Genomic DNA, 16,014 nt, shown 5'->3' on the forward strand with positions numbered 1-16,014 from the left:
TTACTCAACAAGGACACTCATACCAACGCGTAAACCCGCAATAGGTTGAGTCGGACGAGCTTCCACTTCAAATGTACGCATATCAAAACCTTTGGCAGTGTCAGTTGCTCGCCAAGTTGCAAAATCGCCCATCACAGCAACATGAGTTACTTTTAGCTGGTAACTTTTATTGCCTAACGCCGGAATCGTAACCTTAAAAGTTTTGCCTTCTTGATAATCTTTCAGTTTATCTTCACGGACATTAAACACCGCCCAGGCATCGCTAATATCGATAATATTCACCACAGGAAAACCTTGTGGGGCTAATTCGCCATCATGCAATAGCACTTGTGATACTTCACCTTTATGCCAACTGGTCACTTTAGTATCAGCAACATACGCTTGTACTTCAGCGACCGCTCCCGCAGCCATTTTGACTTTTTCTTGAGCGGCACGTTTCGTTTCAACTCGCGCACCTTCTTTGGCCATTTGATACATTTGATAAGCTGCACTTTCAGTAAATTGCGCTGCTTGCCATTGAGTGTAAACTTCATCGCGCTTTTGTTCTGCTAATACACCATCTTTATAAAGGTTGTTGATTCGAACATAGGTTTTTTGCATTAAAGCAGCCGCCGCTTTGGCTTTACCCCATTGATCTTTTGCAGCTGCGATTTGTTGAATACGCGCCCCTTTTTCAGCTTCTTGTGCTAATGCGCCAGCAGCCTGCTCACCTGCTTGAGCTTGTTCTAATTTCGCATCAATTTCGGGGCTTAAAATAGTAAAAATTAATTGCCCTGGTTGTACTTCATCACCTTTACGAACTAATACTTTATCAATACGTCCTGGAACTTTAGAGGCGATATTATATTGCTGCGCTTCAATTTGACCTTGCATACGCTCAGGTTGAGGTTGGTAAGCATGCCAGAAGGTATAGCCGAGCCATCCAACCACCGCGATAACAGGAACAGCTATAGCAATTGCTTTTAACTTACTCATTATAATTTGACCTCGATCCCTTGATGTTGCTGATAGTTTTTAAATGTGTTCATTTCGCCACTAATGGCAAGTAAGCGGGTTAAACATGCGACATATTGATAAGCCGCAGCTAACCGCTGGGTTTTAATACTGGCTAAAAACAATTCTGCATCGACCACATCAAGTGAGGTTGATAGTCCTTGTCCAAACGCTTTTTCACGTAAACGCGTATTTTCATGAGCCAATGATAAACTTGATGCTAAACCGTTATATTCTTCTAGTGCTTGCTTAGCTTCACGGTAGGTTTTTTCAACCAAGACGGTTAAATCTTGCTGTGCTTGCGCTTGTAGATGATTGACTTGGGTAACCATTGAATGGGCTGCACTTAATTTTCCTGAACGGCCAGAGTTATCAATCAATGGTACACTCACACCAACACCAACAGCCCAATCTGGAGCCATCGTTGCAGCTAAACTGCCGCTATTGTGCAAGTTATAATCACCGTAGACATAAACTTCAGGGTAATATTTGCCTTTCTCGACATCAATCAGCCCACCCGCTTGTTTACGTTTGGCATCTAAAATACGCAAGCCCGGATACGTTGCTAAGGTTTTATCTACAAATGCTGACATTGGTGGCAACGAATTATTAATAAATAATCCTGTCGAAGGTGTCGCAGGGGTAGACTGTTTTAATAGCTGCGTTAATGCTACTTGGGCTATTTCTAAATCTCGTAATGATTTCTGACGCTCAACTTTAGCTTTATCGTAAGCAGCTTGCGCTTGTAGACGTTCAACTCGCGCAATTTGGCCTTGTTGCTCAAGTTTCACTGCATCTTGATAATGCCGTTTTAAGCCATTTTCTACTTCAGTGCGAGTTTGTAAGACATTTTTAGCTAAGACGACCCCAAAATAAAAACGCGATAAATCTTCAAATTTGGCTTGTTGCTGCATCGCTAGCATGTATTTGGCTTGGTCTGTTTTGCCCTCGGCAATATCTTGGGCTGCGCTAATTCGTCCACCAGTAAAAATCGGCCAAATCGCACGAATCGAACTGGTAAACACATCACGATCAGAGATATTAGCAGTAAATAACGAATTAAAATCAGTGCCTGTCGCTTGTGTAAGATCAGCAATAATTTTATTAAGGGCTTGGCCTGCAGCTGTATTTGAAGCAGGCATGCTGTCAAAAACATCGGAAGGGGACAATTTAATGTCATTATCTAAACGGGTGTAATTGGCACCAATAGTCACTTTGGGCAAATACAGATCTTTAGCGGCATCTTGCATATATTGCGCTTGTTCAACACTGGCACGATCAGCGGCTAAGCCATCATTTGTTGTCACTACAGTATGCCAGGCATCATTAAAACTCACTGGCGCAGCATGCACTGTCGGTACAATTGCCAATAGTGCAATTGTCAATTGCTTTACCATCAATGGCCTTATTCTCATGTATTAACCCTTATCCTCTTTTTCTTGCCAATGCATTATCACAAATACAGAGCATATACTCTAAAAAAATAAATTTTAATAGACTCTCTAATAATTATTTTATTTTAAAGAGTTATTTTGCTGACATAAATAATAACGTTATTTAAAGCAACAAACAAAATAGCCCACAATAATGTGGGCTATTAATATTTAGTCGTAAAACGTACTGTAATCAAATCAATAATAATTAACGGGCTAAACGAATTAATGAACGTCCTAATAAACACTCTAATTCAGCAATACTTTGTTTACCGTAACGTTGTTCACATAAAGTAAATAAACGCTCAATTCCACGGTGAGCAAATTCATGTGACGTTTCAGCAGAAGAGATATGGTGAAACAATAATCGCAAAATAGCGCGAAAATTTTCATCTTCTAGTGCCTCAGACCAACTGGTTGAAAATGCCTGCAAATCACCAGCGAGATCCAATTTATCAACAAAAAGATGATAAATGCGCCCATCAAGTGCATGCGCAAAATCTTGCTTCTTAGGAAAGTGGTGGCTAATACCTGTTCTTGATATTCCGGTTTGGTTACTCAAAGTGGTGTACGACATTTTATCGTAACCTAACGTCAGTATTTGCTCTATCACTGCATCCATAATGGTCTGAATGGTGATTTCGGTGTCTTCTTTACTACGCTTTGGCATAATGCGTTGACTCTGTTTTAATCATTTTATGCAACGGTAATATCCTTGACGCTCAATAATAACGTCAAGAATATTGGTTCGCTGTAGTATTACAAAATGTTTTTCGGTTAACTAGGGGTTTACCGCATAATTAACGATTAAATTTACGCGCATGTTGTTCAATATCACGGTATAAAATTTTAGTCCAATAAGGTTGAGTGTTGGCTGCCAGCAATTTACCTTTTCTAGGATCATGGGGACTAATTAATACTTCGATATTATCAATCCCTGTTCGTTCAGCTAATAAAAACAGCTCTTCAATCGCATAGTCGCCCATGGCTAAACATCCAACTGAAGCTTCTTTACCATGAATAAAAATATTACTGCCAGGTGATGTTCGCCCCTCTAATTGGGCATATTTACGATCAAATTCATTGGGATAATTGAGCTTCATCGATAAATGGTAACGGCTATTTGGATTCAACAGCGATACTTGATAAACACCTTCCGGTACCTGTTTATCACCTTCGCGCATTTTAGGCCCCATATGACCACTCATTTTTTGAATATCGTAACGCTTAACATAAGACCATTTACCTTTTTCTTGCGCCCACAGTTCAACATTACGTTCCTGTTTCATTGCAAATAAAGCAATATTTTGAGGAGGATAAGTTAAGCCTACGTTTTCAAAATAGCGTTTTAATCTTGGCTCAACAAAAGGCGTATAACGTTCCATGACATCAGTAATTGTACGGCTACCTGTTGGTGGATATAGTGCATATGTTGATGATGGCGATGGAATATATAACGACTCAGCTAATGCATCACCGGTTGGTGTTAACACTAACATTAATGGACAAATAACTCTCTTTAGCACACAACCCTCAATGATAATTTCTCTACGCGCACAACAATGCGCTAATTAACATAATGACCAACTTGAATCGCGCTAGTTTACCTGAATTATTGATTAAATAACCATCACTTTGTCTTCACATTACAGATTAAGTGTAAACTTACACCACGACAGTGATCTAACCTTCTAAAATCTTTACAATAGCTATCATAAATTATATCTATTCATCAATGAGACAATTTTGCATACGTTAGAACAACTACGCTCAGGCCAGCTTAAAGGCATCACTCATTTAACATTAAGTGAGCAGCTAACCCAATTTCCAACAGAGATTCTAACGCTTGCAGACTGCTTAGAAGTGTTAGATCTAACCAATAATCAGTTAACACATTTGCCTGATAGTTTCAGTCAATTAACCAAATTACGTATTATTTTTATTTCCAATAACTGTTTTACAGAATTACCGCCAGTGTTAGGTGCATGCCCTAATTTGGAAATGATCGGCTTTAAATCCAACCAAATTACCACCGTTACGGCCAATGCTTTGCCAAAAAAATTACGCTGGCTAATTTTAACTGATAATAACATCACCGCTCTTCCCGAGGCGCTTGGTGACTGTATCCATTTACAAAAATTAGCGTTAGCAGGTAATGCATTAACTGCACTACCACTTTCTATGAGTAAGTTGCTTAACTTACAATTAATACGTTTATCCGCTAATGCATTAACTGCATTTCCAAACCAATTGCTTGATTTACCTAAACTGGCATGGCTTGCTTTTTCAGGTAATGATTTTAACCGCAACCAGCAAGTCAATCATCCACTGCCTTATGTTGCATCAAGTGATTACCAACTTGATAAAGTATTAGGCCAAGGGGCTTCAGGAGTTATTTCATTGGCACAATGGCTGTCAAACCCGCATCAACTTGATAATGAAATTGCCGTTAAGGTTTTTAAAGGGCAAGTTACCTCTGATGGTTACCCGCAAGATGAATTAAATGCATGTTTAAAAACAGGCGCACATCCAAACTTAGTAGCTTCATTAGCGCAAGTGAATGAACCCAATTATCTCGCCTTGATCATGGCATTAATTCCAGCGCATTATCACAATCTAGGCTTACCACCGACATTAGTAACTTGTACTCGCGATACCTTCCCAGCGCAATTTACACTGTCAATTGCCGCTATCGTGACGATTGTTGAACAAATGATCGCCGTTATTACTCATATGCAACAGCAAGGTGTTGCTCATGGTGATATCTATGCGCATAACGTTCTAGTTGACGACAATGCCAATATTTTGGTGGGCGATTTTGGTGCAGCATCGATTTATGATGACTTAGCGCTTGAGCAGCAACAAAAAATTGCGGCGATCGAATGGCGTGCTGTAGGGTATTTTATCGAAGATTTGCTGTCGATTTGCCAAATTGATGATCAACACACACTTGAATATCAACAATTATACACTCAAGCCCAGCATTATATTGTGGGTTAATTATCATTAATTTCCAGTTACCAGGCCTTACTCAATTTATACAGGTCACATAAATTGAGTAAGCGTATAGCTTAATACACACACAAATAAAACTTTACAATTCAATAGAATACCAAGCTTAATTCAACTCAACTGCTAATAATACTAAACAATTAGCATAATCTTACTTGACGTCAACTTAGATAACAGCCTAGATTTAACATTATAGTAACACTTGGCAATCAATGATCCATTTGTTAAACGGAGTGCTTATGGCTCAACTGCAAACACCTGCTGACATGATTATCAAATGGGCTAATGAACGTCCTACCGATATTTATTTAAAACAAATCATCAATCGTCAATTTGTTAACTACACCTACGCCAGTGTTGCAGATAAAGCCCAACGTTTAGTCACCGCATTTCAGCAATTAGGCCTTCAACAAGGTGATCGCATTGCTTTGATTTCTAAAAACTGTGCCGAGTGGTTTATTTGCGACTTAGCAATGATGCTTGGCGGTTATGTCAGTGTGCCTATTTTTCCGACCGCAGGCGCTGATACTATCGCCCATTGTATTGAGCATAGTGAAGCTAAATTGATTATTATTGGTAAACTTGACAGCCCAAGTGCCATTAATAATGTCGTAGCCACCCATGCTAATATCCCCACGGTTGCTTTTTCTTATCCAGGCACTCCAACATGCCAATATCAATTCAATGCGTTAATTGAGCAGTATTTACCGACCTCAGAACGTTGTTCACATCATGACACTGATTTAATGTCGATTGTGTATACATCCGGCACATCAGGGTTGCCTAAAGGTGCGATGCTCACTTACGGCGCATTTGTATGGTCATCACGAAAAATCATTGAACATATTGGCTTAGAAGACAATGAACGCTTGTTTTCATATCTACCATTAGCCCATATTACTGAGCGAGTTTATATTTTTGGATCTTCAATTATGTCTGGATTACAAGTTGCGTTTCCAGAATCGCTTGAAACTTTTATTGATGATGTAAAAATGCATCGTCCAACAATTTTTGTTTCGGTGCCGCGACTATGGACCTTATTTCAACAACGTATACAAGATAAACTCCCTCCTGCTAAATTGAATTTTCTGTTGGGTCTTCCCTTAGTATCAACCTTCATTAAGCGTAAATTAGCGCAAGGGTTAGGACTTGATCAAGCGCGAGTGCTTGGCTGTGGTTCAGCCCCCGTCTCAGCAGGTTTATTACGTTGGTATGAAAGTATTGGTCTTAATATTACTGAAGCATGGGGAATGACAGAGTCATTTGCTTACGGTACTCTCAACCATCCTTACCGTAGCGATAAAATTGGCACAGTCGGCAATGCAGGTCCAGGCATTGAACTCAAAATAGCTACAGATAAAGAGATATTAGTGCGTAGTAAAGGATTATTTAGCGGCTATTACAATAACTCTCAAGCAACGCAAGCAAGCTTTGATAATGATGGCTGGCTCTATACCGGTGATATTGGTGAGTTAGATAATGACGGTTATTTAACCATTCAAGGGCGTAAAAAAGACACGTTCAAAACAGCTAAAGGGAAATTTGTTTCACCTGTACCGATAGAAAAGCGCTTGATGGAGTTAGGTAACTTTGAAATGGTGTGCCTGATAGGCTCTGGAATGTCTGCACCAATACTTTTAGCCATTGCCCATAATTATCCTCAGCTTAATCATCAACGTTATGAAAAAAAGCTTGTGGGCGTTTTAGCTCAAATAAATAACGAGTTAGAGTCCCATCAAAAAATCAAAGGTATCTTAATGATTAAAGAACCATGGAGTATTGAAAATGGTATCTTAACTCCAACGCTAAAAATTAAACGTCATGTATTAGAACAACATTATGCTGATATTGATAATAATTGGAATAATGAACAAATTATCCATTGGCAACAATAACTACTATTAATATTTTTACTTCTACAATTGAGAATAATTAAAATATATATTTTGTGTCAATTTAAAAACAATAATAAGTCAATTTTACATCAGTAAATATCAACATTTGTCTAACTATGTTAATTGTCTAAATATATTTTATTTGTTCTTCAATAAAAAACTATAGGTGTTATATAACAACATTAAACATATCATTAATACTGTTTATAAAAGAGATGTTGTTACGGTATAACTCTGTTGCAATACTTAAATTAAATCAAATGATAGCTGATACTAATTCAAGTTATTGGTTTTCTTGAATTAGTATCATGCATGAAATATTAATAGATAACGATTCGCTTGGTATTTAACCATTCAACCATATCAAAATATTTCTCATGTACACGGTACATTGCAAAGAATTGAGTGGTGATTTCACCTTTCTCATTATAACAATGAACAAAGTTATCTAAATTTGAACGTTTACGCGCACCGAAGAACACTGATTTACCGTCATCTAAGCGTAAAAATCGCTCAATATCGCCTTCATCGCAAATATCACGATCAGACATGACAAAAAACAAGTTATCGAAATCAACACGTTTTTTTCTACGTTCCCATTTTTCTTTTACTTCAGCAAAAGATGAGTCATGAATAAAATGAATTTCAATATCACCTAACTTACCCAAAATATAAGGATAAGAATCAATATACTTAGAACTTGTCGCTTGTTCTAATTCTAATGATAAATAATATTTAAGGTTTTCACAAAACTTCAGATAACAATCTGAATAGAAAAAACAACCCACAGTTGGTGAATTAAAAGGCTGAGCTAAATCACTGCAAGTAAGACCACCGATACAGTTATTAGAGATCAAGCTAAAGTTTTTATTCTTCAATCTTGCTTGTAATTTCTTATTAACATGAGAACGATAAACTTTATATAATGTTCTTTTATAGATATAAGATATAACGCGTTGAATCATCAATTAAACCTTTAAAACATAATTAGACTATATAAGTGATATTGTTTAATACTCACTATAATAATAACTGGGAATTTTTCTTATTGTATAAGTTACCAGCGAATAAAACAAATAAATAATATAAAACAAATTTATATATTAGAAGTGCAATTAAATTGATTTTTTATATATAACAATAAAACTAATTACTAATATCAATTATTGTTATTTACTCTAAAAATCAGCACAATTACGCACAACAATCTAAACCTGCGTTATCGAATAACTATTCATTCTAATACTTATTACAACTAACGTTGGAAATTCCAAAGACAAAAATCCTCACATTGCTGACGAGGCTTCGTTGTGTTGTGAAGCGGACGGGACTTGCCATTCCGAAAATCAGCGCGACCCTCGGCGTGCAAACCGATTATTCATACTTATTGCATCTAGGTTAGATATTCCAGATGCAAAAAATCCTCACATTACTGACGAGGCTTCGTTGTGTTGTGAAGCGGACGGGACTTGCCATTCCGAAAATCAGCGCGACCCTCGGTGTGACAGACCGAACATTCAAACTTATTGCATCTAGGTTAAATATTCCAGATGCAAAAAATCCTCACATTGCTGACGAGGCTTCGTTGTGTTGTGAAGCGGACGGGACTTGCCATTCCGAAAATCAGCGCGACCCTCGGCGTGCAAACCGATTATTCATACTTATTGCATCTAGGTTAGATATTCCAGATGCAAAAAAGCCTCACATTGCTGACGAGGCTTCGTTGTGTTGTGAAGCGGACGGGACTTGCCATTCCGAAAATCAGCGCGACCCTCGGCGTGCAAACCGATTATTCAAATTTATTGCATCTAAGTTAGATATTCCAGATGCAAAAAATCCTCACATTGCTGACGAGGCTTCGTTGTGTTGTGAAGCGGACGGGACTTGCCATTCCGAAAATCAGCGCGACCCTCGGTGTGACAGACCGAACATTCAAACTTTTTGCATCTAGGTTAAATATTCCAGATGCAAAAAATCCTCACATTGCTGACGAGGCTTCGTTGTGTTGTGAAGCGGACGGGACTTGCCATTCCGAAAATCAGCGCGACCCTCGGTGTGACAGACCGAACATTCAAACTTTTTGCATCTAGGTTAAATATTCCAGATGTAAAAAAGCCCCGTCATTACTGACGAGGCTTCGTTGTGTTGGCGGAGCGGACGGGACTCGAACCCGCGACCCCCGGCGTGACAGGCCGGTATTCTAACCAACTGAACTACCGCTCCAATTCTGTATGAAACTCGATCAAATCAAATTTCTAGAATATGGCGGAGAGATAGGGATTTGAACCCTAGATACGCTATAAACGTATGCCGGTTTTCAAGACCGGTGCTTTCAACCACTCAGCCATCTCTCCAATGGCGCGAATAATAGCGAGCTTAGCCTTAGCTGTAAAGCTAAAATTTCATTAAAAAGATCAATCGCTTGTTTTTTATTCTATCGTGTGGTTTTGGCATCACTTACGTATAAAAAAGGCCGACATATTGTCGACCTTTTATAATTATAAATAAGTGTAGTATTACTTTTCAGCGGCAATCACAGAAATTTCAACCAATAAAGTATCACGAGCCATGCTAGCTTCAACACATGCTCGTGCTGGCGCATGTCCAGCCGGCACCCAGTTGTCCCATACTGCATTCATCTCAGCAAACATACTCATATCTTTAATATAAATAGTGGCTGATAGCATGTGTTCTTTATCACTGCCCGCTTGCTCAAGTAATGTTTCCACTTTATCAAGCATAGTTTGTGTCTGCTCAGTAATGTCTTTGGTTGCATCGGCACAAACTTGGCCGCAAAGGTAAATAGTACCGTTGTGTTTCACAATACGACTCATACGGGCTTTCGTTTCTTGACGCTCGATCATAATGCTCTCTCTGATGGGTTTAAATAAGCAAATAATTCGCTATTAACCGCCCCAAGATAGCAAATAAACTTACTTTTTTGTATTTTATTGCAAATAAATTTTAATTATTTACCTAGTGAATCTTCTAAACGTGCTTTCCAGATAGCCATTGCTAGTGCAGGTTTACGTAAAACTTCAGGGGTTGGAATCCAACCATGCTTAATTTTAGCAAATACATCAAAACGTTCAGCCGTGCCAGCCATTGCTTCAGCAACCACTTTACCTGCGATATTGGTTAATCCGACACCATGACCAGTATAACCATGAGCAACATAAATATCGTTCCCTAAGTGATCAATTTGTGGCATGTAAGAACGTGTTACCGCAAATAGACCGCCCCAATGGTATTCCATTTTTACATCAGCAAGTTGTGGGAACACCGTGATCATTCGCTGGCGTAAACGCTCACTTGAATCGCTATACTCACCATTAAATGGATGATTAACACCACCAAATAAAATACGGCCATCAGGAGTTGGACGATAATAGTCAAGGCTGTTATTTAAATCTGACATTGCCATCATATTACTGATAGGTTGACGATCACCCAATTGTTCGGTTACACCGATATATGACACAACAGGCAATACAACACTTTGTGCTTTACGGTGTAATCCATCTAAATAGGCATTACAAGCTAATAACACTTGTTTCGCTTTAACCTGACCTTTAGGGGTATGGATAATGTGTGGATTACCTTTATCAAGTTTAACTGCTGGCGTATTTTCAAAAATAGTCGCCCCTAAACTTAATGCAGCTTGCGCTAAACCAAGAGTGTAATTTAGTGGATGCATATGAGCACTGTTTGAATCATAAAGCCCACCTAAATAGCGTTCAGTATGCGCTACTTGATTAACTTTATCTTTATCCCACCAACTCGCACTTGGATAATCATAACGACCTTGCTTAAGATCATGCCAAGATTTTAATTCTGTTTCTTGGCTTTTCTTCAATGCTAATTCGATATAGCCTTGTTGAAAATCACAATCAATATTAAATTTCTCAATCCGATCGCGAGCAATATCAATCGCTTCACAAGAAAGATCCCATAGTTGTTTGCCCCACTCAGGTCCGTATGTTTCATCCACTTCACGTAACCCAAGGCAATAACCCACTAAACACTGACCACCATTACGTCCAGAGCCTCCCCATGCTAAACGTTGTGATTCAAGCACCACAACAGAGAATCCTTTTTGACGTAATTCAATCGCGGCATTTAACCCCGTCATACCGCCACCAATAATACAAACATCGGCTTCAATTGCTTGATCAAGTATTGGTTGTTCTGGTAACGCATTAACGGTTGCTTGGTAGTAACTATCGATATATTGACTGCTGATTGACATTCCAATTGCCCACAAAAAAATACAGGTTAAAAATCGCGCGGATAATGTCACGACTCTTAAAGCTGTACAAGCAATTTATTAATGTGATCAGTGTCATAAGTTATAACTATAAATTTTGACACTTTAATAGTTAACTCTAATATCCGCGCTCAGATCTGACTTACCTGGTCAATTAGGAATTAATAACATGAAGAAAATATTCAAAGGGGTGACCACACTAGCATTCGCACTTTCAGCATTTAATGTTTCGGCAGCAAATGATGTGCTTAACGTTTACAACTGGGCAGAGTATATGCCAACAGATGTAATCAAAGCCTTTGAAAAAGAATATGATGTCACTGTCAACTACTCTACGTTTGATAATAATGAATCAATGTACACCAAGCTCAAGTTACTTGATGGCAAGGGTTATGATGTTGCATTTGCATCAACGTATTTTATTGAAAAAATGGCTCGTGAAGGCATGCTTGCAAAAATTGATAAAAGCAAGATGCATCACTTAAATGACATCTATTCAGGTCTAATGAAACAACCTTTCGATCCTAACAATGATTACTCATTACCTTATGTGTGGGGCGTTACTGGGATTAGTTACAATGCTGAAGTGATCACTAATGATCAGGTAACTAGCTGGAAAGATTTATGGAACACTAATTTTGAACAACAAGTAATGTTACTTGATGATGTTCGCGATGTGTTTGGTATGGCATTACGTGCTCAAGGCCACAGCATTAACAGCACTAACGAAGCTGAAATTAAACAGGCTTACGAAAAGTTACGTCAACTGCGTTCAAACGTGGTGGTTTACAATTCTGATGCACCTCATGTCCCTTATGTTACAGGGGAAGCGATGGTAGGTATGCAGTGGAATGGTAATGCCTTTATGGCGAAAAAAGAAATGCCAGAATTGAAGTTTGTTTATCCAACAGATGGCGCAATTTTGTGGATGGATAATTTTATCGTCCCAAAAGGCAGCGAACATAAAGATCTTGCGTTTAAGTTTATCGATTTCTTTATGCGACCTGAAAACCAAGCCAAAATTGTTGAAGAACTTGGATTCCCTGCGCCAAATAAACTGGCAAAGAAGTTTTTACCAACAGAATTACAAACCGATCCAATGATTTTCCCAACTGACGAGCAAGTCAATAATGGTGAGTTCACTGATGACGTTGGCGAAGCAGTAAATATTTACCAAAAATACTGGCAAATGCTAAAAAGCTAATTAGCTAAGAGGCTACGGTTAACCATTAACTGTAGCCTCTTGCGTTTACAGCACTCGATTAGTTAATAACTAAACCTGCAGCATTCAATTGTGGCAATAGATCGCTAATTACACTCGGTTGGTTCCAATCAATATAAATCAGTTTAGTGCCCATTTTGCGACATGCTTGAGGTAATACCGCATCATGAAAGGCATCGATATCACTAATATAGCCAAGATCTAATCCCATCTCTTCTACACGTCCACGCTGACGCATACGCTGATAAGCCACTTTCGGATCTGTCTTTAAATAAATACAATAATCAATGGTTGGATATTGATTAATTTGGCTGATCAAATGCTGATAACACGCCATATGTTTGGCTATGTCTTCAGCGGTGTTGTTGTAATTAGCAATACAAGCATGAGTAAAGACCAAATCACTCAGCAGAGAACGTTCAATAATATAAACCCCTTTGGGATTCAAATTATTCAGTAACTCAGCGCGTTGTGCTGTGATATAACATTGAAAATTGCTGCGCGCAGTAACGTCAAAAGGATCGCGTGTAAATTCACCTAATAAATGTTGAAATTCAGGATCAGAATCTACAGGCTCTAAAATAGCTGTCGCGTTTAGTGCTGTTGCGAGTTGAGGGAGTAATGTCGATTTACCGGCACCGATATTACCTTCTACACATATAATTTGAGGCTTATCCAAGAATCTTTCCCTCTAAAGGCTTAGCGATAAAAGAACCATGCTTTGATTCTATTAACGTTTACCAATGCTATAAAGCCGACATTCTGAAACTAAACGCCGCAAAAAACCATCCCTTATATACTGTTTGGTGATTAATAAACCAAAACAGTATGCTTTGAGCGCCAAAGTAGAACTAAAACTAGCATCAATATCCATTTAGCAACACTTTACTCGGTAGCAAAGAATCACATTGAGCCAAACGATAACTTAGACAGTAATATACTGCTTATATAAAATGAGATTGTAAAATAGCGACCTCATGATAGCATTCACAAAATATTCCTATTCTGAGATAACTTAATGTCATTTGAGGCTGCAATCGCGTTCTTTGGTGCTATTTTCATTTTTGCGATCACACCAGGTCCTGGCGTATTTGCCATTCTAGCTAAAGCAATGGTAGAAGGCCCCACAAAATGTATCATGATGGCATTAGGCATGGTATGCAGTGATTTACTTTACTTACAACTTGCTTGTTTTGGATTAGCCACCATTGCTGAAAATTGGTCAGAAGTATTTATAATTATTCGCTACCTCGGTGCCGGCTATTTAATCTATCTTGGCTATAAGATGATAACTGCATTTACACACAATCAGCCGCATACTGAACAACAAAAACCCCAACAAACAGCCTTAGCCAGCTTTGGACATGGTTTTTTGATTTCAGCATCAAATCCTAAAGTGATTTTGTTCTATGTCTCATTCTTACCGACTTTTATTGATTTAACTCGCTTAAATCGCAGTGATATTGTTTTAGTTTCGATCTTATCTTCTATCGCATTAATGGCGGCGATTATGCTCGTTGCTTATGGCGCTTCACGATTAGCAAAAGTGATCAAAACGCCAACTGCACAACAGCGTCTAAACCAAACGGCTGGCGGTATTATGATTGCAGCAGGGGCCTATTTAGCGGTAAATAAATAATCCCGTCATTCCCTACAGTGAGGTTACGAGCGAGATAGGGACTTGCCATTCTGAAAATCAGCGCGACCCTCGGCGTGCAAACCGATTATTCATACTTATTGCATCTAGGTTAGATATTCCAGACGCAAAAAAACCCCGTCATTGCTGACGAGGCTTCGTTGTGTTGGCGGAGCGGACGGGACTCGAACCCGCGACCCCCGGCGTGACAGGCCGGTATTCTAACCAACTGAACTACCGCTCCAATTCTGTATGAAACTCGATTAAATCAAATTTCTAGAATGTGGCGGAGAGATAGGGATTTGAACCCTAGATACGCTATAAACGTATGCCGGTTTTCAAGACCGGTGCTTTCAACCACTCAGCCATCTCTCCAATGGCGCGAATAATAGCGAGCTTAGCCTTGGCTGTAAAGTCTTTTTTTACAAAAACAATAATATTATTATCGCTTATGTTGTTTTTTAATCAAAACCATTAAAAATCAACCTTTACGACTATAAAACCATCTTTTTCATGTTGTTACCCATTTATAAATAGGGTTTAGACAAAATGAACAATGGTTTGAATTAGCTTAGTGGCTAACTTTGCCGTCTGATTATCGTAATCATACTCTGGGTTCAATTCAGCAATATCGACAATTTTAACTTTTCCTGTTGCCATTATATGTTTAATTGCCCATTCAACCATTGATAAACTCACACCATGCATACGCGTCATATTAGCCCCTGGTGCTATTGATGACGAAAACACATCCAAATCTATACTTAGCTGAATACAATCAACATTATCAATAAAGTTATCCAGTTGCGCCTGAATCTGTTTTTTATTGCGGGCTGTCATTTGATTGTCTAACAGCCATTGGCAGCCAAGGTCTTGAGCTAATTTAAACATCGCTTGTGAATTAGCATGATCGCAAATACCTAAACCAAGAAAATCAAAATCGCGTTGTTGCTGTTTGCTATAACACCATGCTGCATGAAATGCAGAGCCAGCCCGTAACGACAATGATGGCCTTAGCTCAAAATGTGCATCAAAATTAATCACCCCAACACGAGGAGACGTAAGCGTTGGTTGTGTATCTGTTGTTGATGATAACTGTGTCTCAGCACTAAAATCAGACAATGCCTGATAACTGGCGATTGATATTTCATGCCCACCACCAAGAACAACAGGAAAATGACCTTCGCGTAGACCACGCAACAACACTTGATGTTGCCTGTGACTCACAGCCGCAAAGCTATGGTCATCAGCGGTTTGTTCAATATCACCTGCATCATAAAAAGGTAATGTCGTTTGCGGATGACTGCGCGGAAGTATACGCCGAATACTAGCTGGGCCTTCTTTTGCACCTTGCCTACCACGACCCCAATCAACATTAAGATCTGAAATAACACCAACTAACATCACACCGGGTTGACATTGTTGAGTATAAGGGCTGATGAGCGTATGTTTACGATGATATAACATCGGTTTTTGAGGCTCATTTTTAAATAATTTTTTTAATTGATCTACTAACATACGCCTATCTTCCCTACCTTCATTTACCTTTATAAACA

At 38.8% G+C, this 16,014-nt stretch carries 13 protein-coding genes and 4 tRNA genes; 4 read left to right on the top strand and 13 right to left on the bottom strand.

The window, feature by feature from the left end; all coding sequences use genetic code 11:
* The 4 genes from PAND9192_RS09615 to PAND9192_RS09630 form a co-directional block, all read right to left on the bottom strand.
* Positions 1-975, bottom strand: coding sequence for an HlyD family secretion protein (locus PAND9192_RS09615; protein ID WP_087853625.1), 975 nt, complete (start codon positions 973-975; stop codon positions 1-3).
* A complete protein-coding gene (locus tag PAND9192_RS09620) occupies positions 975-2,408 on the bottom strand; it encodes a TolC family protein (protein WP_087853626.1) in 1,434 nt (477 codons plus the stop codon). The genes PAND9192_RS09615 and PAND9192_RS09620 overlap by 1 nt, the downstream gene beginning before the upstream one ends.
* A 226-nt stretch (positions 2,409-2,634) precedes the next feature.
* Entirely contained in the window at positions 2,635-3,096 is a 462-nt protein-coding gene (locus PAND9192_RS09625) for a TetR family transcriptional regulator (protein ID WP_087853627.1), read from the bottom strand.
* A gap of 130 nt (positions 3,097-3,226) precedes the next feature.
* Positions 3,227-3,952 carry a L,D-transpeptidase family protein gene (locus PAND9192_RS09630; protein WP_234999059.1) on the bottom strand — a complete coding sequence of 242 codons (726 nt, stop codon included), beginning with the start codon at positions 3,950-3,952 and terminating at the stop codon, positions 3,227-3,229.
* Between the two features lie 220 nt (positions 3,953-4,172).
* Between PAND9192_RS09630 and PAND9192_RS09635 the strand changes: the two genes are divergently transcribed.
* Entirely contained in the window at positions 4,173-5,426 is a 1,254-nt protein-coding gene (locus PAND9192_RS09635; protein ID WP_087853629.1) for a leucine-rich repeat-containing protein kinase family protein, read from the top strand.
* Between the two features lie 278 nt (positions 5,427-5,704).
* Positions 5,705-7,333, top strand: coding sequence for an AMP-binding protein (locus tag PAND9192_RS09640; RefSeq protein WP_200817816.1), 1,629 nt, complete (start codon positions 5,705-5,707; stop codon positions 7,331-7,333).
* Between the two features lie 320 nt (positions 7,334-7,653).
* Here PAND9192_RS09640 and PAND9192_RS09645 read toward each other — a convergent pair whose 3' ends face one another.
* The 5 genes from PAND9192_RS09645 to PAND9192_RS09670 form a co-directional block, all read right to left on the bottom strand.
* The gene (locus tag PAND9192_RS09645; RefSeq protein ID WP_087853631.1) at positions 7,654-8,298 is read right to left on the bottom strand and encodes a DUF1919 domain-containing protein; all 645 of its coding nucleotides are present in this window, start codon (positions 8,296-8,298) and stop codon (positions 7,654-7,656) included.
* A gap of 1,181 nt (positions 8,299-9,479) precedes the next feature.
* Positions 9,480-9,556: transfer RNA gene (locus PAND9192_RS09655), tRNA-Asp, on the bottom strand.
* 40 nt (positions 9,557-9,596) lie between these two features.
* Positions 9,597-9,687: transfer RNA gene (locus PAND9192_RS09660), tRNA-Ser, on the bottom strand.
* 162 nt (positions 9,688-9,849) lie between these two features.
* Complete coding sequence (locus PAND9192_RS09665) at positions 9,850-10,197, bottom strand: RidA family protein (RefSeq protein ID WP_087853633.1); 348 nt, start codon at positions 10,195-10,197, stop codon at positions 9,850-9,852.
* Between the two features lie 104 nt (positions 10,198-10,301).
* Positions 10,302-11,582, bottom strand: a complete 1,281-nt coding sequence (locus PAND9192_RS09670; RefSeq protein WP_087853634.1) for an NAD(P)/FAD-dependent oxidoreductase — start codon at positions 11,580-11,582, stop codon at positions 10,302-10,304.
* A gap of 187 nt (positions 11,583-11,769) precedes the next feature.
* On the opposite strand from PAND9192_RS09670, the gene PAND9192_RS09675 reads away from it, so the two are divergent.
* Complete coding sequence (locus PAND9192_RS09675; RefSeq protein ID WP_087853635.1) at positions 11,770-12,804, top strand: ABC transporter substrate-binding protein; 1,035 nt, start codon at positions 11,770-11,772, stop codon at positions 12,802-12,804.
* Between the two features lie 58 nt (positions 12,805-12,862).
* On the opposite strand, the gene PAND9192_RS09680 is transcribed toward PAND9192_RS09675, so the two are convergent.
* Positions 12,863-13,501: a deoxynucleoside kinase gene (locus tag PAND9192_RS09680; protein WP_087853636.1), complete on the bottom strand. Its 639-nt coding sequence runs from the start codon at positions 13,499-13,501 to the stop codon at positions 12,863-12,865.
* Positions 13,502-13,840: 339 nt separating this feature from the next.
* Here PAND9192_RS09680 and PAND9192_RS09685 point away from each other — a divergent pair, with 339 nt between their 5' ends.
* Positions 13,841-14,461, top strand: coding sequence for a LysE family translocator (locus PAND9192_RS09685; RefSeq protein ID WP_087853637.1), 621 nt, complete (start codon positions 13,841-13,843; stop codon positions 14,459-14,461).
* 164 nt (positions 14,462-14,625) lie between these two features.
* Here the strand turns inward: PAND9192_RS09685 and PAND9192_RS09690 are convergent.
* The 3 genes from PAND9192_RS09690 to PAND9192_RS09700 all read right to left on the bottom strand — a co-directional run bounded on the left by PAND9192_RS09690 (position 14,626) and on the right by PAND9192_RS09700 (position 15,976).
* Positions 14,626-14,702 (bottom strand) — tRNA-Asp (locus PAND9192_RS09690).
* Between the two features lie 40 nt (positions 14,703-14,742).
* A tRNA-Ser gene (locus PAND9192_RS09695) sits at positions 14,743-14,833 on the bottom strand.
* Between the two features lie 165 nt (positions 14,834-14,998).
* Positions 14,999-15,976: a formimidoylglutamase gene (locus PAND9192_RS09700; RefSeq protein ID WP_087853638.1), complete on the bottom strand. Its 978-nt coding sequence runs from the start codon at positions 15,974-15,976 to the stop codon at positions 14,999-15,001.
* Between the last annotated feature and the right edge of the window lie 38 nt (positions 15,977-16,014).

The sequence above is a fragment of the Photobacterium andalusiense genome (assembly GCF_900185625.1).
GTDB lineage: Bacteria > Pseudomonadota > Gammaproteobacteria > Enterobacterales > Vibrionaceae > Photobacterium > Photobacterium aquimaris.

Excerpts from the sequence above, each read along its gene's own strand:
- PAND9192_RS09700 (WP_087853638.1), bottom strand. The coding sequence starts at position 15,976 with ATGTTAGTAGATCAATTAAAAAAATTATTTAAAAATGAGCCTCAAAAA.
- PAND9192_RS09645 (WP_087853631.1), bottom strand. The coding sequence starts at position 8,298 with ATGATTCAACGCGTTATATCTTATATCTATAAAAGAACATTATATAAA.
- PAND9192_RS09620 (WP_087853626.1), bottom strand. The coding sequence starts at position 2,408 with ATGAGAATAAGGCCATTGATGGTAAAGCAATTGACAATTGCACTATTG.
- PAND9192_RS09685 (WP_087853637.1), top strand. The coding sequence starts at position 13,841 with ATGTCATTTGAGGCTGCAATCGCGTTCTTTGGTGCTATTTTCATTTTT.
- PAND9192_RS09670 (WP_087853634.1), bottom strand. The coding sequence starts at position 11,582 with ATGTCAATCAGCAGTCAATATATCGATAGTTACTACCAAGCAACCGTT.
- PAND9192_RS09665 (WP_087853633.1), bottom strand. The coding sequence starts at position 10,197 with ATGATCGAGCGTCAAGAAACGAAAGCCCGTATGAGTCGTATTGTGAAA.
- PAND9192_RS09675 (WP_087853635.1), top strand. The coding sequence starts at position 11,770 with ATGAAGAAAATATTCAAAGGGGTGACCACACTAGCATTCGCACTTTCA.
- PAND9192_RS09615 (WP_087853625.1), bottom strand. The coding sequence starts at position 975 with ATGAGTAAGTTAAAAGCAATTGCTATAGCTGTTCCTGTTATCGCGGTG.
- PAND9192_RS09625 (WP_087853627.1), bottom strand. The coding sequence starts at position 3,096 with ATGCCAAAGCGTAGTAAAGAAGACACCGAAATCACCATTCAGACCATT.
- PAND9192_RS09640 (WP_200817816.1), top strand. The coding sequence starts at position 5,705 with ATGATTATCAAATGGGCTAATGAACGTCCTACCGATATTTATTTAAAA.